The organism is Streptomyces koelreuteriae (genome assembly GCF_018604545.1).
Classification (GTDB): Bacteria; Actinomycetota; Actinomycetes; order Streptomycetales; family Streptomycetaceae; genus Streptomyces; species Streptomyces koelreuteriae.
Genome location: NZ_CP075896.1, coordinates 4,341,335 through 4,357,990, shown reverse-complemented (window position 1 = coordinate 4,357,990; position 16,656 = coordinate 4,341,335). Strand labels below are relative to the sequence as shown.

Annotated in this window: 13 protein-coding genes, 1 tRNA gene and 1 other RNA gene; 2 read left to right on the top strand and 13 right to left on the bottom strand. The window is 72.3% G+C overall.

Features of this window, described 5'->3' with window-relative positions; all coding sequences use genetic code 11:
• Nucleotides 1-102: 102 nt before the first annotated feature.
• The 3 genes from purD to ffs form a co-directional block, all read right to left on the bottom strand.
• Nucleotides 103-1,353, bottom strand: coding sequence for a phosphoribosylamine--glycine ligase (gene purD / locus KJK29_RS19615; protein ID WP_215120446.1), 1,251 nt, complete (start codon nucleotides 1,351-1,353; stop codon nucleotides 103-105).
• Between the two features lie 129 nt (nucleotides 1,354-1,482).
• Nucleotides 1,483-3,996 (bottom strand): DNA polymerase III subunit gamma and tau, encoded by a 2,514-nt coding sequence (locus tag KJK29_RS19610; RefSeq protein WP_215120445.1) that lies wholly within the window; start codon nucleotides 3,994-3,996, stop codon nucleotides 1,483-1,485.
• Between the two features lie 54 nt (nucleotides 3,997-4,050).
• An RNA gene (gene ffs / locus KJK29_RS19605) (signal recognition particle sRNA small type) lies at nucleotides 4,051-4,149 on the bottom strand.
• Between the two features lie 72 nt (nucleotides 4,150-4,221).
• Between ffs and KJK29_RS19600 the strand changes: the two genes are divergently transcribed.
• A tRNA-Ser gene (locus KJK29_RS19600) sits at nucleotides 4,222-4,309 on the top strand.
• Nucleotides 4,310-4,420: 111 nt separating this feature from the next.
• Here the strand turns inward: KJK29_RS19600 and KJK29_RS19595 are convergent.
• The 3 genes from KJK29_RS19595 to KJK29_RS19585 are packed head-to-tail and all read right to left on the bottom strand — an operon-like array spanning nucleotide 4,421 to nucleotide 6,331.
• The gene (locus tag KJK29_RS19595) at nucleotides 4,421-4,834 is read right to left on the bottom strand and encodes an arsenate reductase ArsC (protein ID WP_215120444.1); all 414 of its coding nucleotides are present in this window, start codon (nucleotides 4,832-4,834) and stop codon (nucleotides 4,421-4,423) included.
• Complete coding sequence (arsB, locus tag KJK29_RS19590; protein ID WP_255961293.1) at nucleotides 4,827-5,900, bottom strand: ACR3 family arsenite efflux transporter; 1,074 nt, start codon at nucleotides 5,898-5,900, stop codon at nucleotides 4,827-4,829. The genes KJK29_RS19595 and arsB overlap by 8 nt, the downstream gene beginning before the upstream one ends.
• A gap of 23 nt (nucleotides 5,901-5,923) precedes the next feature.
• The gene (locus KJK29_RS19585; protein ID WP_215120442.1) at nucleotides 5,924-6,331 is read right to left on the bottom strand and encodes an ArsR/SmtB family transcription factor; all 408 of its coding nucleotides are present in this window, start codon (nucleotides 6,329-6,331) and stop codon (nucleotides 5,924-5,926) included.
• 79 nt (nucleotides 6,332-6,410) lie between these two features.
• Between KJK29_RS19585 and KJK29_RS19580 the strand changes: the two genes are divergently transcribed.
• Complete coding sequence (locus KJK29_RS19580; protein ID WP_215120441.1) at nucleotides 6,411-6,884, top strand: ArsI/CadI family heavy metal resistance metalloenzyme; 474 nt, start codon at nucleotides 6,411-6,413, stop codon at nucleotides 6,882-6,884.
• 72 nt (nucleotides 6,885-6,956) lie between these two features.
• Here the strand turns inward: KJK29_RS19580 and KJK29_RS19575 are convergent, their stop codons facing one another.
• The 7 genes from KJK29_RS19575 to KJK29_RS19545 all read right to left on the bottom strand — a co-directional run bounded on the left by KJK29_RS19575 (nucleotide 6,957) and on the right by KJK29_RS19545 (nucleotide 16,603).
• Nucleotides 6,957-7,289, bottom strand: a complete 333-nt coding sequence (locus KJK29_RS19575; protein ID WP_215120440.1) for an antibiotic biosynthesis monooxygenase family protein — start codon at nucleotides 7,287-7,289, stop codon at nucleotides 6,957-6,959.
• A gap of 80 nt (nucleotides 7,290-7,369) precedes the next feature.
• Nucleotides 7,370-8,992: a type 1 periplasmic-binding domain-containing protein gene (locus tag KJK29_RS19570; RefSeq protein WP_215120439.1), complete on the bottom strand. Its 1,623-nt coding sequence runs from the start codon at nucleotides 8,990-8,992 to the stop codon at nucleotides 7,370-7,372.
• 4 nt (nucleotides 8,993-8,996) lie between these two features.
• The gene (locus KJK29_RS19565) at nucleotides 8,997-11,171 is read right to left on the bottom strand and encodes a hypothetical protein (protein WP_215120438.1); all 2,175 of its coding nucleotides are present in this window, start codon (nucleotides 11,169-11,171) and stop codon (nucleotides 8,997-8,999) included.
• Between the two features lie 166 nt (nucleotides 11,172-11,337).
• Nucleotides 11,338-13,239: a copper resistance protein CopC gene (locus KJK29_RS19560; protein ID WP_215124361.1), complete on the bottom strand. Its 1,902-nt coding sequence runs from the start codon at nucleotides 13,237-13,239 to the stop codon at nucleotides 11,338-11,340.
• Nucleotides 13,240-13,435: 196 nt separating this feature from the next.
• Nucleotides 13,436-13,903: a cupin domain-containing protein gene (locus KJK29_RS19555; RefSeq protein WP_215120437.1), complete on the bottom strand. Its 468-nt coding sequence runs from the start codon at nucleotides 13,901-13,903 to the stop codon at nucleotides 13,436-13,438.
• Entirely contained in the window at nucleotides 13,900-14,517 is a 618-nt protein-coding gene (locus KJK29_RS19550; protein WP_215120436.1) for a GNAT family N-acetyltransferase, read from the bottom strand. Before KJK29_RS19550 ends, KJK29_RS19555 begins: the two co-directional genes overlap by 4 nt.
• Nucleotides 14,510-16,603 carry a penicillin acylase family protein gene (locus tag KJK29_RS19545; RefSeq protein ID WP_215120435.1) on the bottom strand — a complete coding sequence of 698 codons (2,094 nt, stop codon included), beginning with the start codon at nucleotides 16,601-16,603 and terminating at the stop codon, nucleotides 14,510-14,512. Before KJK29_RS19545 ends, KJK29_RS19550 begins: the two co-directional genes overlap by 8 nt.
• Nucleotides 16,604-16,656: the final 53 nt, after the last annotated feature.

The following is a 16,656-nucleotide window of genomic DNA, read 5'->3' as shown; positions in this document are numbered from 1 at the left end:
AGAGGTGGATGACGGAAAGCGAGGGTCAGGCCCTCACCTACCGAAAACTTCAGGCCCCGGATCCTGAGACGGATTCGGGGCCTGTGAGGTTCATCGGCGGTGCTACGCGCCTGCCGCCTTCGCAGCGATGTCCGTGCGGTGCTGGGAGCCGTCGAGGTTGACGCGGCCGACCGCCGTGTAGGCGCGGTCGCGGGCCTCGGCGAGGTCCTTGCCGGTGGCCGTGACGGACAGGACGCGGCCGCCGGCGCTGACGATCGCGTCACCGTCGCTCTTGGTACCGGCGTGCAGGACGTACGCGTGCGGGGCGTCCTGGGCGGCGACCTCGTCGAGGCCGGTGATCGGGTCGCCGGTGCGCGGGGTGCCGGGGTAGTTGTGCGAGGCGATGACCACGGTCACGGCCGCCTCGTCGCTCCAGCGCAGCGGCTCAAGGTGGGCGAGGTTGCCGGTGGCGGCGGCCATCAGCAGGCCGGCCAGAGGCGTCTTCAGACGGGCCAGGACGACCTGGGTCTCCGGGTCGCCGAAGCGGGCGTTGAACTCGATCACGCGGACACCGCGGGAGGTGATCGCGAGACCGGCGTAGAGCAGGCCGGAGAACGGCGTGCCGCGGCGCTTCATCTCGTCCACGGTCGGCTGCAGGACCGTCTGCAGCACCTCGTCGACCAGCTTCGGGTCGGCCCACGGCAGCGGGGAGTACGCCCCCATGCCGCCCGTGTTCGGCCCCTCGTCGCCGTCCAGCGCGCGCTTGAAGTCCTGGGCCGGCTGGAGCGGCACGACCGTCTCGCCGTCGGTGACGGCGAACAGGGAGACCTCGGGGCCGTCGAGGAACTCCTCGATGACCACGCGCTCGCAGGCCGCGGCATGCGCCTTGGCGGTTTCGATGAAGTCGGTGACGACGACGCCCTTGCCGGCGGCGAGCCCGTCGTCCTTGACGACGTACGGGGCGCCGAAGGCGTCGAGGGCCGCGTCGACCTCGTCCTCCGTCGTGCAGACGTACGAGCGTGCCGTGGGCACCTCGGCCGCCGCCATGACGTCCTTCGCGAAGGCCTTGGAGCCCTCGAGCTGCGCGGCCGGGCCGGACGGGCCGAAGACCGGGATGCCCGCCTCGCGCACGGCGTCGGCGACACCGGCGACGAGCGGCGCCTCCGGTCCGACGACCACGAGCTCCGCGCCGAGCCGGGTGGCCAGCGCGGTGACGGCGGCGCCGTCCAGGGCGTCGACCGGGTGCAGCTCGGCGACCTCGGCGATGCCGGCGTTGCCGGGGGCGCAGTGCAGCGCGGTGACGTCGGGGTCGAGGGACAGCGAGTGACACAGGGCGTGTTCGCGGGCGCCGGTGCCGATGACGAGGACCTTCACGGGGGTCAGCCTAACGGGAAGCGCCGGGTTTCCTTTGTGCGGGCTTCCGAAGGGGGTGGGGGTGTTGGGTTGGAGGTTCCTCCGAGGCGGGGACGCGGCACTGGCCGGGGGCTGGGCTCGTACGGCCGGCTAGGGCTCGTTCGTGAACTCGTCCACCACCGTTGCGCCCAGCTCCCGGACGATGAGGTCCTGGCCGGAGAGGGCCGACTCGTCGAGGTCGGGGTCGTCGTCCTCGGGGATGTCGTCCTCGACGGATACGGACCGCGGCTTCGGGGCGGCGGGCTGGGGCGCGGGGGTGGAAGACGCGGGGGCGGAGGTGGAGTGGGTGGGGGCGGAGGTGCCCGACTGCTGGGCCGAGGTGGACGGGGCCGTCGACTGGGAGGAAGCGGGGCGCTGGGCGGTTGCCGTACCGCCGCTGCCGCTACTGCCGCCGCTGCCGCCTCCGGCGTTGTAGCCGCCACCGCCGGAGTTGTAGCTGCCGCCGCCGTAGCCACTGGCGCTGCCGCCGGAGCCGCCGCCCTGGCCGCCGTTGCCTCCTCCGAAGCCGGAGGGGCCGCCCGGGGCCGGGGGCGCGGATCCCCCGGAGGGGTCGACGATCGCCTCGATCTTCCACTGGACGTTGAACTGCTCGCCCAGCGCCTGCCGCAGCACGTCCTCGCTGCCGCTGCTCAGGAAGTTGTCCCGCGCGCCCGCGTTGACGAAGCCGAGTTGGAGGGTCGTGCCGTCGAAGCCGGCCACCTGGGCGTTCTGGCTGAGCAGGATCCAGGTGAAGCGACGGCGGTTCTTGACGGCCTCCAGGATGTTCGGCCAGAGCATGCGGGGGTCGATGCCGCCGGCCGCTTGAGCGGAGGCAGGGGCGGGGACGGCCGGAGCGGGGGTCGAGGGGGCCGGGGAGGGTGCCGGTGGGGTGCTGGGGGCGGGTGCGCTCGGCGCGGGGGTGTTCGCTGCCGGGGCGTTCCCCACCGCGGGGCCTGCCGCGCCCGAGGCGGCCGTGGGCCAGCCGCCGGGGCGACGGCCGCCGCTGCCGGCGGAGGCGGCGGTGGGCCAGGCGCCGGGGGCGGGGGCGGCGGGCGTTGTGGGTGCGGGGGGCGTGGGCGCCGGGGGCGTCTGGGAGGGCTCCGGGGCCGGAGGCTGGGGTGGCTGGGCGTGCCCGCTGGAGGCGGGGCTGGGCGCTGCCGGGGCCTGCTCGGCGGGGCCGCCGGAGGAGCCCGGGGTACCGGGAGCGTCGGGGACGTACCCGGCCGCAGCCGCCGTATCAGCGCCACCGTTGCCGCCACCACTGCCGATACCGCTACCAGTGGCGGCGGCGCTCCCGCTCCCACTCGCCGGTGCTCCGGAGGCCCGTACGGCCGCGCGGGCCGCGGCCGGGCCGCCGCCGGGCGGGACCGGGGCGGCCGCTGCCGGCGCTGCCGCCGCTCCCCCATGTCCCTCGGGCCCGGGCACGTAGCCCATGGCGGGCATGCCGGCGGGTGCCGCGGAGAAGTTCACGCCGCGCTCGATGCGGTCCAGGCGGGCCATGACGGACCGCTCGTCGCCGTAGGCGGCGGGGAGCAGGACGCGGGCGCAGATCAGCTCGAGCTGGAGACGGGGCGAGTTGGCGCCGCGCATCTCCGTCAGTCCCTCGTTGACGAGGTCGGCGGCGCGGCTCAGCTCGGCGGGGCCGAAGGTGCCGGCTTGGGCCTGCATGCGCTCGACGACGTCGGCGGGGGCGTCGATGAGCCCCTTCTCCACCGCGTCGGGAACGGCGGCGAGGATCACCAAGTCGCGCAGCCGCTCCAGCAGGTCGGTGACGAAGCGACGCGGATCGTTCCCGCCCTCGATCACATGGTCGACGACCTCGAAGGCCGCGGCCCCGTCGCCGGTGGCGAAGGCCTCGACGACGGAGTCGAGGAGGGAGCCGTCGGTGTACCCCAGCAGGGCGGTCGCCATGGCATACGTCACACCGTCCGCCGCGGCGCCGGCGAGGAGCTGGTCCATGACGGACATGGAGTCACGCACGGAACCGGCACCGGCCCGCACGACGAGCGGGAGGACACCGTCGTCGACCGGGATGGTCTCCTTCTGGCACACCTCGGCGAGGTAGTCCCGCAGGGTCCCGGGGGGCACGAGCCGGAAGGGGTAGTGATGGGTCCGCGAGCGGATCGTCCCGATGACCTTCTCGGGCTCGGTGGTCGCGAAGATGAACTTGAGATGCTCCGGGGGCTCCTCGACGACCTTCAGCAGCGCGTTGAAACCGGCCGACGTGACCATGTGGGCCTCGTCGATGATGTAGATCTTGTAGCGGCTGCGTGCGGGTCCAAAGAAGGCCTTTTCGCGCAGGTCACGGGCGTCGTCCACGCCACCGTGCGACGCGGCGTCGATCTCGATGACGTCGATGGAACCGGGGCCGTTGCGGGCGAGGTCCTGACACGAGTGGCACTCACCACACGGCGTGGGCGTCGGGCCCTGCTCGCAGTTCAGGCAGCGCGCCAGGATCCGCGCACTGGTCGTCTTGCCACAGCCGCGCGGCCCGCTGAACAGGTACGCGTGGTTGACCCGGTTGTTGCGCAGCGCCTGCTGCAACGGGTCGGTGACGTGCTGCTGCCCGATGACCTCGGCGAAGGTCTCCGGGCGATAGCGGCGGTACAGAGCGAGAGACGACACGCATACGAGGTTATAGGCGCCCACTGACAACGAGCCCCGCCCCGGGAACCCGGGAACGCAAACGCCCCCCACGCACCCGCCAGAGCCAACCTACCCTTGCTGCCTTCCGGCCCTGGGGGAGTTCAGTCAGATAGCGCCGCGTGAGGGGCTGCGCCAAGGCTACCTGATGTCAGGGGCAGGGAACGAGTTCGCGAGCACTCCTCCCAGTCATGTAATGTCTTCGACGGAGGATTCGCCTAGAGGCCTAGGGCGCACGCTTGGAAAGCGTGTTGGGGGCAACCCCTCACGAGTTCGAATCTCGTATCCTCCGCCAGTGCCTCACCGGGCACGATGTCGAAGGGCCCCACCGTTCGCGGTGGGGCCCTTCGGCGTTGTCCGTCCCGGTCGGTCTCAAGGACCGGGCTGAGCGGCTGAGTGCCCGTGGTCAGTTCGTCGGAGCGATCTCGGCGACCAGGCTGCGGATGAGTTTCTCGATGTGGTCGCGGATCGGGCGGACCGCTGCCACGCCCTGGCCGGCGGGGTCGGGGAGTTGCCAGTCGAGGTAGCGCTTGCCGGGGAAGACGGGGCAGGTGTCCCCGCAGCCCATGGTGATGACAATGTCGGACGCCTGGACCGCTTCCGCCGTGAGCACCTTGGGGACCTCGGCGGTGATGTCGATGCCCGCCTCCGCCATGGCCTCGACGACGGCCGGGTTGACGGTGTCGGCGGGGGCGGAGCCTGCGGAGCGGACCTGGACGCGGTCGCCTGCGAGGTGGGTGAGGAAGGCGGCGGCCATTTGTGAGCGTCCGGCGTTGTGGACGCAGACGAACAGAACGGACGGGGTGGTTGTGTCAGGCATGGGCTGCGGGTTCCTGGGGTGCGGTGGCGGCGGCTGGGGCGGTGAAGTAGCGGCGTGCGTACAGGGCGACGTACACCAAGCCGATGAGTGCGGGCACTTCGATGAGGGGGCCCACGACGCCTGCGAGTGCCTGGCCGGAGGTGGCTCCGAAGGTGGCGATGGCGACGGCGATGGCCAGTTCGAAGTTGTTGCCCGCAGCGGTGAAGGCCAGCGTCGTGGCGCGCGAGTGGTCCAGACCGACAGCGCGGCCCAGGGCCATGGACCCGGCCCACATGACGGCGAAGTAGACCAGCAGCGGCAGGGCGATGCGGGCGACGTCCAGCGGCTGTGAGGTGATCGCGTCGCCTTGCAGGGCGAAGAGGATGACGATGGTGAAGAGCAGGCCGTAGAGGGCGAAGGGGCCGATGCGCGGGATGAGTTCGGCTTCGTACCAGGTGCGGCCCTTGGCCTTCTCGCCGATGCGGCGGGTGAGGTAGCCGGCCGCGAGCGGGATGCCGAGGAAGATGAGCACGCTGCGGGCGATCTCCCACACCGGCACATCCAGGCCGGTCTGTTCCAGACCGAGCAGACCGGGCAGGGCCGAGAGGTAGAACCAGCCCAGCGCCGAGAAGGCGATCACCTGGAAGACGGAATTCAGGGCGACCAGGACGGCGGCGGCTTCGCGGTGTCCGCAGGCCAGGTCGTTCCAGATGACGACCATGGCGATGCAGCGGGCGATGCCGACGATGATCAGGCCCGTGCGGTAGGCGGGCAGGTCCGGCAGGAACAGCCAGGCCAGGGCGAACATGAGCGCCGGGCCGACGACCCAGTTCAACAACAGGGACGGCAGCAACAGGCGGCGGTCGCGGGTGACGGTGCCGAGGCGGTCGTAGCGGACCTTGGCCAGCACCGGGTACATCATCACGAGCAAGCCCAGGGCGATCGGCAGGGACACGCCCGTCACCGTCACCTCGGCCAGCGCGTCACCCAGGCCCGGGACCAGGCGCCCCAGGCCGAGCCCCACGGCCATGGCCGCGAGGATCCAGACAGCCAGGTAGCGGTCGACGAACGACAAGCGTCCCGCCACGTTCCCCTCGGTGGCCGCAGTGCTCACGAGGCGGCCGCGGCAGGCGCCGTCCGCTCGGGCAGCGGTTCTCCCGCCGGACGGGTCAGGATCGCGGCGAGCCGGTCGGTCATCTCCGGGACCAGCCAGTAGTAGACCCAGGTGCCACGCCGCTCGCAGTCGATCAGACCAGCCTGCCGGAGCAGCTTCAGGTGGTGCGAGATCGTCGGCTGGGACAGGTCGAAGGCCGGGGTCAGGTCACAGACACAGACCTCGCCGCCCGCACGGGACGCGATCATCGACAGCAGACGCAACCGCACCGGGTCACCCAAGGCCTTGAACACCTTGGCCAGTTCCACCGCCTGCCCCTCGTCCAAGGGGGTGGTGAGCAGCGCCGGGCAACAGCCGTCGGCCGCATCGTCCTGACCCAGCACCACGAACTCTTGATTCGACATTTCTCTATGTTGACACTCTTCGATTCAGGGCGCAATGTTGTATCGACAGGCATCAATGCAACCCGTTGGGAGTCGTGCCATGTCTCGCGCTCAGCTCGCCCTTCGCGTCAGCGACCTCGAAGCGTCGATCACCTTCTACTCGAAGCTGTTCGGCACCGAACCGGCCAAGCTTCGCGAGGGCTACGCCAATTTCGCCATCACGGAGCCCCCGCTCAAGCTCGTCCTGATCGAGGGGCGGCCCGGCGAGGAAACGCGCCTGGACCACCTCGGCGTCGAGGTCGAGTCCACCGACCAGGTCGACGCCGCCACCACCCGGCTCAAGGACGCCGGCCTGGCCACCTTCGAGGAGAACGACACCTCGTGCTGCTACGCCCTCCAGGACAAGGTGTGGGTCCACGGTCCCGGCAAGGAACCCTGGGAGGTCTACGTCGTGAAGGCCGACGCCGACAACCTCGGCAAGAGCGCCGATCCCGACGCCGCCGGGGACGCCTGCTGCACCGGTCAGGCGACCGAGGAGGCCCCGGCGGTCGCCGGATGCGCGTGCGGCCAGTGATGCGAACGGCCTGATCGGCCAAGTGCCCTCGAAGGGCCCCACCGCTCGCGGTGGGGCCTTCGGCGTGTGGCGTCAGTCGCGGTCGTAGGCGTAGGCGCGCTCCACGCGGGCGACTTCCACGCTGTACGAGGAGTACCAGCGTTCCCGTCCGAGCCGTTGGGCCTGGAGGTGTTCGGGGTGGGCCTTCCAGGCCGTGATCGAGGCCTCGTCGGCGTAGTAGATGACTACGAGGTCTCTGCCGTCCTCGCCCGTCTGCGACTCGCGGCCCAGGTAACCGGGTTGCGCCTCGCCGAGTTCGGCCATGCGCGCGCTCATCGCCTCGTAGCCTTCGAGGTCCGCGGCCGGACGGGTGGTGATGATCACTGCGTAGTACGGCGGTTCGGGGCGGATGAACGAGGTGGTCATGCGGGAAGCCCTCCGTCTGCACGTCTGTAAGGAGCGTAGTCCGTGAAGGCTAATTACATTCTCCCTCGGTGGCCACCGCTTCACGGCGTCGTGCTCGGGATCACGCAGTTCTTCGGCTGGGGCTTGCCCGTCGGCCAGCCGAGGCCGACGAATTTGAGGGTGCCCTCGCCTTTTCGGCCCGGGTCGAGTTCGACGACGGCGGCCGGTTTGTCGTAGGCGTTGCCGCCCGTGGTGAGGCAGATCAGGCCGCTGGTGGCCTGGACTCGGTGGCGGGACTGGAGGAGGGACCACTGGCGGCCCACGTCCTCGCGGGTGGGGGCGGTGGTCTCGGGGGCGCCTCGTTGGGCCTGGTGGAGGGCCTTGCCGATGGTGATGAGGCCGTCGTAGACGAGCATCGTGCGGGAGTCGTCCAGGTTCGGGGTGGAGCCGAGTGCCGTGCCCTCGCGCCGGGTGGCGGTGATCTGGTTCCTGAGGGTGTCCAGGGCCGCCTTCGGTTCGGTGAGGTACTGGGGGAGGTCCTGGGTGGGGGGCTTCTTGGCGTGCTTCGCCGTGTAGGCCTTCGTCCACTTCGTCAGTTCCGTGGTCCAGGCGTCCGGGTGGGCGGGGGCCGCGTACTGCACCGTCACCTTCGGTCTGCCGTCCTCGCCGCGGAGCCGGGCCCAGTCCTTCTCCGTCATGGCCTGGCGCAGCGAGGCCGCGTCGGAGCCGCTGACGATCGTGTAGTGGCGGTTCTCGCAGCCCACCTGGGCGAGCTTGAGGGCGAAGATGCGCAGGTGGAGCGTGCGGCCCGCGAAGTAGATCGTGTCGGCCTCGGAGTCGCAGATGTTGTTGGCCGTCTGGGTGAACTGGTTGCCGGTCGAGCCCGGCTCGTCGATGGACGGGGACTCGAAGGACATCGCGGCGGGGCCGGCCGGGCCCTTCTCCTCGATCCTGCTGAACGCCCGGGCCAGGGACTCGTTGTAGCCGTCGGGGCGTTTGTCGTAGACCAGGACCGTTCTGAGGTTGCGGCGGCCGCGTTCGCCGTTGAAGTTGGCCAGGGCCTGGGCCGCGTCGTTGTTGGTGGGGAGGATGCGGGCCAGACCGGGGAACTTCAGGGCGGCCATGCCGTCGGGCCGGTCCTCGTTCGCGATTCTGTCGCCGCTGATTCTGGCCGCCAGGACCGGGATCTTGTTCTCCGTCAGGCGTTTCACCGCCGCCTCGGTGGCGGCGAGGCTCAGGTTGAAGCCGGTGACCGCGCGCAGCCGGTCCTCGGGGGAGGCGGCCATCCCGAGCAGGGTGTCGACGACCTTCGCCTGATGGCCGTAGGCCTGACCGGGGTTGGCGAGGACCAGGCGGATTCTCGGGGGTTCGCCCTCGCCCTCGTTGGCCTGGCGCTGGCCCAGGTAGGCGCCCTGGAGGTCGCTGCGCATCTGCCGGCGCAGGGCCTCGCGGTCCGACTGGAGCGGCAGCATCATCGCCACCGTGACATGCGGCTGGTTCGCGATCCGCTGGTTCTCGCGGGCGATGGCCCGGGCGACGTCGGCGATCTCCGGGGTGCCGAAGTCGTAGCCCTCGCCGTTGACGCCGACGCACTCGCCCTCGATCCGCTCGACGCCGTCTGCGCAGGTGTCCGGCCTGCCGAGGAGGGAGGTGGTGAGGGCGACGCCCGCCACGATCGCCCCTACGAGCAACACCGCGTAGAGGATCTTGCGCCATCTGGGCATGCCGTCATCTCCTTCGCCGGAGCTGTTCGGTGCAGGTGCAGCGCAGCAGGGGCTGCTCGTTCTCCGCCAGGCCGCTCCAGTCCGTCGCCGTCCTGCTGAGGCGGCCCGCGCCCTCGAAGTCCATGATCGAGAGCAGGTCCAGCAGCTTCGCCAGCGTGCGGGCGGTCTCCTTGCCGGTCGGCCTGGTGCGCTCCTCGCACAGCCACACCGCGTGCAGCAGCTGGTCGACCGTGCGGCGCAGCGGCGGGCCGTCCGCCCCCACCAGGCCCTGGGCGCGCTCGCGTCGGGCGTCCGCCCCGCCCGGATAGGGGGCCTGGGCGATCTCCAGAAGGTCCGCGCACCAGGCGCCGGGGCGGCCGGGGAGGGTGGCGGCGAGATGGCTGACCACGTCGTCCGCGCCGCCGGACACCAGGTGATGGTTCATCCGGTGGGCGGTGAGCGAGCGGAACGCCCCGTCGCCCTGGGTGCCCTGCGCCTCCCCCACCGCGCGCTCGGCGTAGTGGTCGCGCAGCAGATGGTGGTCGGCGTACCAGGCGGCGCCGCCGGGGCGCAGTCCGTAGAGCCGGTGCACCAGGAGCTGGCGGAGGCCGAAGTCGCCGATGAAGTGGCGTTCGCAGGTGGGCCATCCGGTGTCGGTGAGGAGCCGGGACACGTGATGGGCGGTCAGGTGGTGGACGTGGCCCGACTGGTGGTGGCGGAGCAGGACGTCCGCGCATTCCGTGTCGTGGGCCACCGAGAGGTGGGTGAGGAGGTCGAGCCACTGGGCGCGGTGCTCGGTGGGGAGCCGTACGGGTAACTGGTCCAGGATCAGTTCGCGGAGCAGGACGTCCGCGACGGGGCGTTCGGGGGTGTCGTCGCCGGGGAGCCTCAGCGGGGCGTCCAGGATGTCGCGGTCGTTGGCGTCCTCCGGCATCCGGAAGGCGGCCGCGGCGGCGGACAGCCGGATCACCGTGTGCGGGCGGCCGCCGCTCAGCCGCGCCACGGCGGCGTCGATCCGGCGGCGGTTCGTGCCGCCCTCCGGCTCGGCGCGCTGCTGTCTTCGTACGGTCTCGCGGCGCAGCTGGTCGCCGGTGAGCAGCGGCATCCGCAGCAGGACCACGCCGTCGGCGAGGGGTGCCCGGTCCGCGGCCTCGTCCGTACGGCGGGACCAGGCGGGCGGGGCGCCGTCGGCCGGCCGGTACTCCGCCGGGGGCGCCACCTCCGCGGACGGCAGCCCGCCGTGCAGGAAGGCGCCGCCGTCCGTACGGCGTGCCGTGCCGACGATCACCACGCGGTCGCGCTGCCCGGCCCGGCGGTCGGTGAGGACGGCCCGCAGCAGCCGTTCGCCCAAGGGCGACTCGGCGTGGTCCAGCAGGATCGCCGGGCGGCCGACCCGGCGGAGCCAGCCCGAGGGCGAGGCGTACGCCGCCTCCAGGTCCTCGCGCAGGGCCCGGAAGAGGAAGCTCTCCGCCACGTCCCGTGCCTCGCCGCCGGCCCGGAAGTCGGCGGCGAGGATGCGCAGCCCGATCCTGGGCTGGCCGGCCGCGCCGGGATAGGCGCCGTAGAGCCGCGCCAGTTCCGCCCTGCCCCGGGGGGCCAGGCCCTGGAAGAGGGCGTCCAGCAGGGCGTTGCTGACGGCCGCCGAGTACGGGTCGAGCGCCTGCCCGTACAGCGTCATCAGCAGGTTGCGGATGCCGCCGCGCAGCACGCCCCGCCAGAAGTCGCCGGTGCCCAGGCCCCGCAGGCGCTGCTTCTGGGCCAGGCCCTCGTAGCGTTCGGCCTCGGTCGCCACCGCCTCGGGCGTGCCCTCGCTGACGCCGGTCGCGATCATGGCGAGGCCGGGGAAGAGCCGGGGGAAGGCGAACGAGCCGCCCGTGCCCTGCCAGGTGCTCAGCCGGCGGGCGACCTCGACCAGGGCCTCGGTCGTGGCGGAGCGGGCGCCGGGTTCCGGGTCCGCGCGGTCCGCGTACACCGGTGAGGCGCAGTCCAGGTGGATCACCGGCACCTTGGCGGCGAAGCGGTCCCGTACGGCGCGCAGCAGCCGGCCCTTGCCCATGCCCGGCCCGCCGGTGAGCAGGACCACGGGCAGGTCGGGGCCGTACAGCAGGTCCCGGCCGGTCCCGGACGGCGTCCGTCCGAGCAGCCGGGCGAAGAAGCCCTCCTCGCCGAGGAGTTTCTCGAAGCCCAGTTCTTCACACACGGACCCCCCATGGAGTGCCTTCCCGCCCGGGGGCGGGTGACCCGTGACCGATGTGCCAGAAAAGATTCAGTGGAACACGGAACCTCTGGCCGGACAACGGGGTCCGCACGGAAGGAAGTTGACGGTGTCTGTGTGAACTTCGGCGAGGGCGGGCCGGGCCGGGGGCCTAGGGGGCGATACGTATCCGCTTCGAGACCGTCACCTGGTCGACGTCCGACACCCGCACGGTCGTCTTCATCGTCCAGGTCCCGGGGAGGGGCAGGGTGAGGGAATTGGTGCTCCAGTAGCCGACGTCTCTGAGTTCGGCGTCGATCGGGCCGACCTTGCGGGACGGCAGGGTGAAGGTGATACGGACCTCGGGGACGACGATCGGGCCCCCGTCGGCGCCGTGGACCACGGCCTGGATGCCGTTCTCGCCGACCCGCGCGGGGTCGACGGTGACCAGAACCTTGCCCCGGCCGTCCAGGGTGTCCAGGCCCGTGTCGTAGGGCACCGTGACGAGCGTCGTGGGCGGCAGCGTTCCCGCCGGGGCCTGCTGGGCGGCCTCGGCCTGGGCGCGGCCCGGCAGTGTGGTGGTGAGCAGGGTCGTGATCAGCAGCACCACGGCGGCGACGGCGACCTCGATGAGGACGGAGCGGCGCAGGCCTCGCCGTTGCAGGTCCGTGTCCGTCTCCCCTGGCGTGTCCCTGTCCCCGTCTTCCGGCTCGGGGGATGGGGGCTTCGGCTCTCCGGTCGCCTCCGGTGGTGGCGGGGCGCCGACCGGCTGCGCGACCCGTTCGCGTACGGCGACGGCCGGGGCTGTCGCCGACGCGGTCGCCCGTGCGGTCGTCTGTGCCGTCGCCTCTGCGGTCGCCGGGGCCGCGATGGCGGCCGTCCAGCGGCGTGAGTACGCGGCGGCCATGACCAGCACGGTCACCGCGACCAGTTTCGCGAGCAGCAGCCGGCCGTACGACGTGCCGCTCAGCGCGGAGACGGAGCCGAGGCCGCGCCAGGACTGGTAGACGCCGGTGACGACCAGGACCGTCACCGAGGCGAAGGCGATACGGGAGAAGCGGGGCACGACCTCCGTCAGGTCCTCGCCGGACGAGCGGCGCAGGGTCAGGAGCAGGGCCACGAGGCCGCCCAGCCAGACCCCGGTCGCCAGCAGATGCAGCACGGACGACGTCATCGCCAGCGGCACCTGGATCCCGGCGGAGGCGTGCTCGGCCGCCGCCCAGGTCAGGGCCAGTGCGACGGCCAGGGCCGTGCCCACCGCAAGCGGCACGGTCTCCGGGCGGTCGTGGCCGGCCTGGACGTCCTCGCTGTCCCGGCTGTCCTCGCTGTCGCGGCTGTTCCAGCGCCTGGAGAGCCACACCAGGAACACGGCGGTCAGCAGCAGAACGGCCAGCCTGGCGAGCAGGGCCAGGCCCGGGCGGCTGGTCAGGGTGCGGCCGAGGGCGGAGGCGTCGAAGGCCGCGGCCGGGCCGGAGCCCGCCTCGTACGGGGCGCGCAGCAGGAGCAGGACGACCGTCGAGCCCAGCAGCGTCCACCAGGCCGTCACCAGCGGTATGCGCAGCGGGGACCTGTTCGCGGGACGGCACAGCAGCGCGAACGCCGCCGCTCCGACGAGCAGTGCGGCGGCGAGGTAGGCGAGGTAGCGGGCGGCGTCGTAGAGGCCGCCGGTCAGCGGGTCCTCGTCCGGGCCGGTGTCGATCTGCGTGGATGTGGCGGACCGTTTGCCGACGGAGAAGGTGAAGGCGCCGGAGACGGGGTGGCTGTCGGCGGAGACCACCCGCCAGGCCACCGTGTAGGTGCCCTGGGCGAGCTTCCCGGGCAGTCCGACCCGGGCCGTGTCGGAGCGGCCGTCCGCGTGTGTGGCCTCGCCGGTGGGGACGCGGCGCTGGTCGGGGCCGAAGACCCGGAAGGAGTCGTCGAGCAGGCCTACGGATTCGGTGAAGGTCAGGGTGACACTGCGGGGGGCCTGTTTGACGACGGATCCATCGTCAGGGTCGGTGCTGCGGAGGGCCGCGTGGGCGGAGGCGGGGGTTCCGCTGAGGAAGAGCAGGACCAGCACGGTGCCGAGCAGCACCAGGGCTTGGATTCGCCGGGGGTGTCCGACATTGCGCTCCTCGTTCCGCCGTGGGTCCACGTGGTTCTCCGGGGTCGGGGCTGTGCGGCTTCCGGATACGTACGGATGAGAAGGGTGTAGTGCTCATCGGGGTGGTTGCGTGTGTAGTGAGGCGGCCGCGGGCCGGTGGGGGTTGTTCGCGCAGTTCCCCGCGCCCCTAGGTGGCTGACAGTCCTGCGATCTTTTCCGCCTCTGTCGGATAGCTCGCCGTCAGCTCCGCCTCGTCCCCGTGTTCATAGCCCTCGAACGTGAAGCCGGGCGCCATCGTGCAGCCGAACAAGGTCCACTCCCCCTGGGACCTCCCGCCCATCCACGTACCTGCCGGGACGGTGAACTGGACGTGCTGGCCACCCAGGACATCCGGCCCGAGCACCACCGTCCGCGTGCTCCTGTCCGGGGCGAGCAGAAGGAGCTCCAGGGGATCGCCGAGGTAGAAGTGCCAGACCTCGTCGGTCGGGAGGCGGTGGAGGGCGGAGAAGGCGTCGGCTGTGAGGAGGGCGACGATCGCCGTGCCCTCGGGGCGGCCGTCGGGGCGTTGGGGGCCGGCCCAGGTCTGGCGGAACAGGCCGCCTTCGCGGGGGATCGGTTCCAGGGCGTAGTGCGCGATGAGGTCCTCGGGCGTCACGCGGGGAAGAGTACTTCCCGGTCGAGGAAGGCGAGCTGTGCCTTCTTCTCCGGGAGGTACACGTCGGGCAGGTCGATCTCGGGCAGGACGACGACCGGCCCCGCCGTGAAGCCCAGTTTGAGGAAGCGGGTGACCGCCTTCTCGTTGCGTACGTCCGGGTCGACCACGACCCGCCGTCGGTCCAGGCCCAGCAGGACGTACCCGGCGATGGACGCCACGAGGAGGGCCGTCCAGCCGGAGCGGGTGCCGCCCGGGCCGACGGGGGCGAGGAGCAGGTGGACGCCGATGTCGCCGGGGCGGACGTCGTAGGCCTCGCTGACGCGGTCGGCCTCGGGCTCGTAGGTCTGGAGGACGGCGACGGGCTCGCCGTCGCGGACGACGAGGTGGGCGTGGTGGGTGGTGAGGGTGTCCAGGTGGGCGTAGGTCTCGGCCACCTGACGCTCGGTGAGGTCGTTCATGCCCCAGAAGGCGGCCCGGTCCTCGTTCACCCAGCGGTGGATCACGGCGGCGTCGGACTCCGGGTCCAGCGGCAGGACGCGAACGGTGCCGAAGCCGTCGGTCACCTGCTCGTGGACGGCCGTGCGGGAGGCGTAGGGGATGTGGGGGTCAGACATCGGTTTCCTTCTTCAGCAGGGTCCAGTCGGTGACGACCGGGACGAGGTCTCCCGCGAGCCACAGGGTGAGCTGGTCGCGGTGGTGGGGTGAGCCGGGGACGCCCGAGGCGCCGAGCGGGACCACCCAGCGGCTGTCGTCGCGCCGGGCCAGGTCCCAGATGTAACGGGCCGCCGGGCCACGGGCGGCGCGGTCGGTGAGGCCCGGCACCCCCGAGGTGCACAGCACGCAGTCGTGGTCGCCGGACAGCGCCGGTTCGTCGTACGGCGTCTCGGGGTGCAGCGGGCGCCAGGGGGTGAGGCGGTGGGTGTCGCCCCAGACGCCGGCCGGGGGCCGCTCGGCGACCTCCTCGATCGCCGAGCGGACGGCCGCCGGGCGGTCGATTCCGTACAGGTCCTCGGCGCGCAGCAGGTGTTCGAGGGCGAAGCCGACGCGCGGGAGGAGGGCCAGCCAGGGCTGGAACACCTCCGGGTAGGCCGGGGGTACGGCGAGCGCGGCGAAGGCCGGGTGTGCCGCCAGCTGTCGTACGACCGCTCCGCGCACCGCCGCGTAGAGCGCCGCGTCGGCGCTGCCGGCGTCCATGCGGCGGTCCCAGGAGAGGAGGCGGTCGCGGAGGGCGGCGGCCTCGGGGGTGAGGTCGGGGAGGGCCCGGAGGTGGTCCAGCAGGGGGCCGGCCGAGGCGAGGTGGGTGTCCGTGTGGATCGCGGGCATGTCGGCGGCGGACCAGCGCTCCTTGCCGGAGAGCAGCTCGGCGATGCGGCCGGAGCGGTGCGGCGGGGCGAACTCGACGCCGAGGGGTTCGGCCGGGCCGCGCTGGTTGGCCATGACGGCGACGCCGTCGGTGAGCCCGGCGCGGGGCGTTTCCTGCCGGCCCCGCCACTCATGGCCGGGTTCCCAGGCGGGCACCAGGCGCAGGCGGTTGGACTCGGCGCGCAGCGGCACCCATCCGGCGACGCGGTGCAGGACACCGCCCTCGGTGTCGGCGGCCTGGACGACGTTGACCGGCTCGGCCCACCGGTCGAAGGCCTGGTCGACGTCGGCGACGCGGCGGGCCCGCAGCAGCGGCAGCAGGGCGCCGAAGCCGAGGTCGCCGGTGACGCGGGGCGGGTAGCGGAGGCTGATCGCCACCGGCACGTCCAAGGGGTCGGCCGGGTCGCCGTCGAGGCCTTCGGGGCCGCCGATGACGAGCGGGCCCCGGTCGGTCTCGATCACCTCGACCTCGACCGGCTCCTCGCCCGCCACCTCGACGACCTCGGTGTGCCGGGCCGCCCGGTGCCAGACCCCGTCCGGGCCGAGGGCCTCCACTCCGGCCCCGGTGCGCCGCAGCCGCTCCCGGTAGAGGTCCTGGTAGTCGGACATGGCGTTGGTGATGGCCCAGGCGACGGTGCCGGTGTGCCCGAAGTGGGCGATGCCGGGGACACCGGGGACGGCGAGGCCCACGACGTCGAACTCGGGGCAGGACAGATGGATCTGCTGGTAGACGCCCGGGTCCTCGATCCAGCGGTGGGGGTCGCCGGCGATGACGGCGTGCCCGGTGACGGTCCGCTCCCCGCTCACCAGCCAGCCGTTGGAGCCGGAGGTGCCGGGGCCGTCGGTGGCGAACAGGCCGATGGCGTCCTCGTCCAGGTGGTTCAGGGCCTGCTCGCGCCAGAGCTTGGCCGGGAACCCGGCGAAGAGGATGTGCGTGGCGAGCCAGACGCCGAGCGGGGTCCAGGGGTGCCAGGGGCCGGGGGTGAGGCCGGTGCGGGCGAACTCGGGGGCGGACCCGGCTCCCTCCGCCAGCCCCGCGTTGACCCCGTCGACGTACGTCCGCACCCACTGGGCCGTCTCCGGATCCTGTCTCTCCAGCTCCTCAAAGCAGCGTCTGGCCGTGTCGTCGAGTCTGGCCCGTCTGGCGAACCGGTCCCAGGCCAGGGCGCTCTCGCCGAGGAAGGACGCCGAGGTGCCCTGGGCCCGGTGCCGTTCGACCTCCAGCTGCCAGGCGCGGTCGCGGGCGGTGACGCGGCCCTGGGCGTGGGCGAGTTCGGCCGCGCTGCCGGCGCGCAGATGCGGAATGCCCCAGGCATCGCGGTAGATCTCGGTGGCCACGCTGTGCTCCTTCTGTTCTTTAGGTTAGGCTTGCCTAAGTCGATCGTGGCGGA

Coding starts and splice junctions, on each gene's coding strand:
- KJK29_RS19595 (WP_215120444.1), bottom strand. CDS start 4,834: ATGCCTGACACAACCACCCCGTCCGTTCTGTTCGTCTGCGTCCACAAC.
- KJK29_RS19585 (WP_215120442.1), bottom strand. CDS start 6,331: ATGTCGAATCAAGAGTTCGTGGTGCTGGGTCAGGACGATGCGGCCGAC.
- KJK29_RS19580 (WP_215120441.1), top strand. CDS start 6,411: ATGTCTCGCGCTCAGCTCGCCCTTCGCGTCAGCGACCTCGAAGCGTCG.
- KJK29_RS19575 (WP_215120440.1), bottom strand. CDS start 7,289: ATGACCACCTCGTTCATCCGCCCCGAACCGCCGTACTACGCAGTGATC.
- KJK29_RS19570 (WP_215120439.1), bottom strand. CDS start 8,992: ATGCCCAGATGGCGCAAGATCCTCTACGCGGTGTTGCTCGTAGGGGCG.
- KJK29_RS19550 (WP_215120436.1), bottom strand. CDS start 14,517: ATGTCTGACCCCCACATCCCCTACGCCTCCCGCACGGCCGTCCACGAG.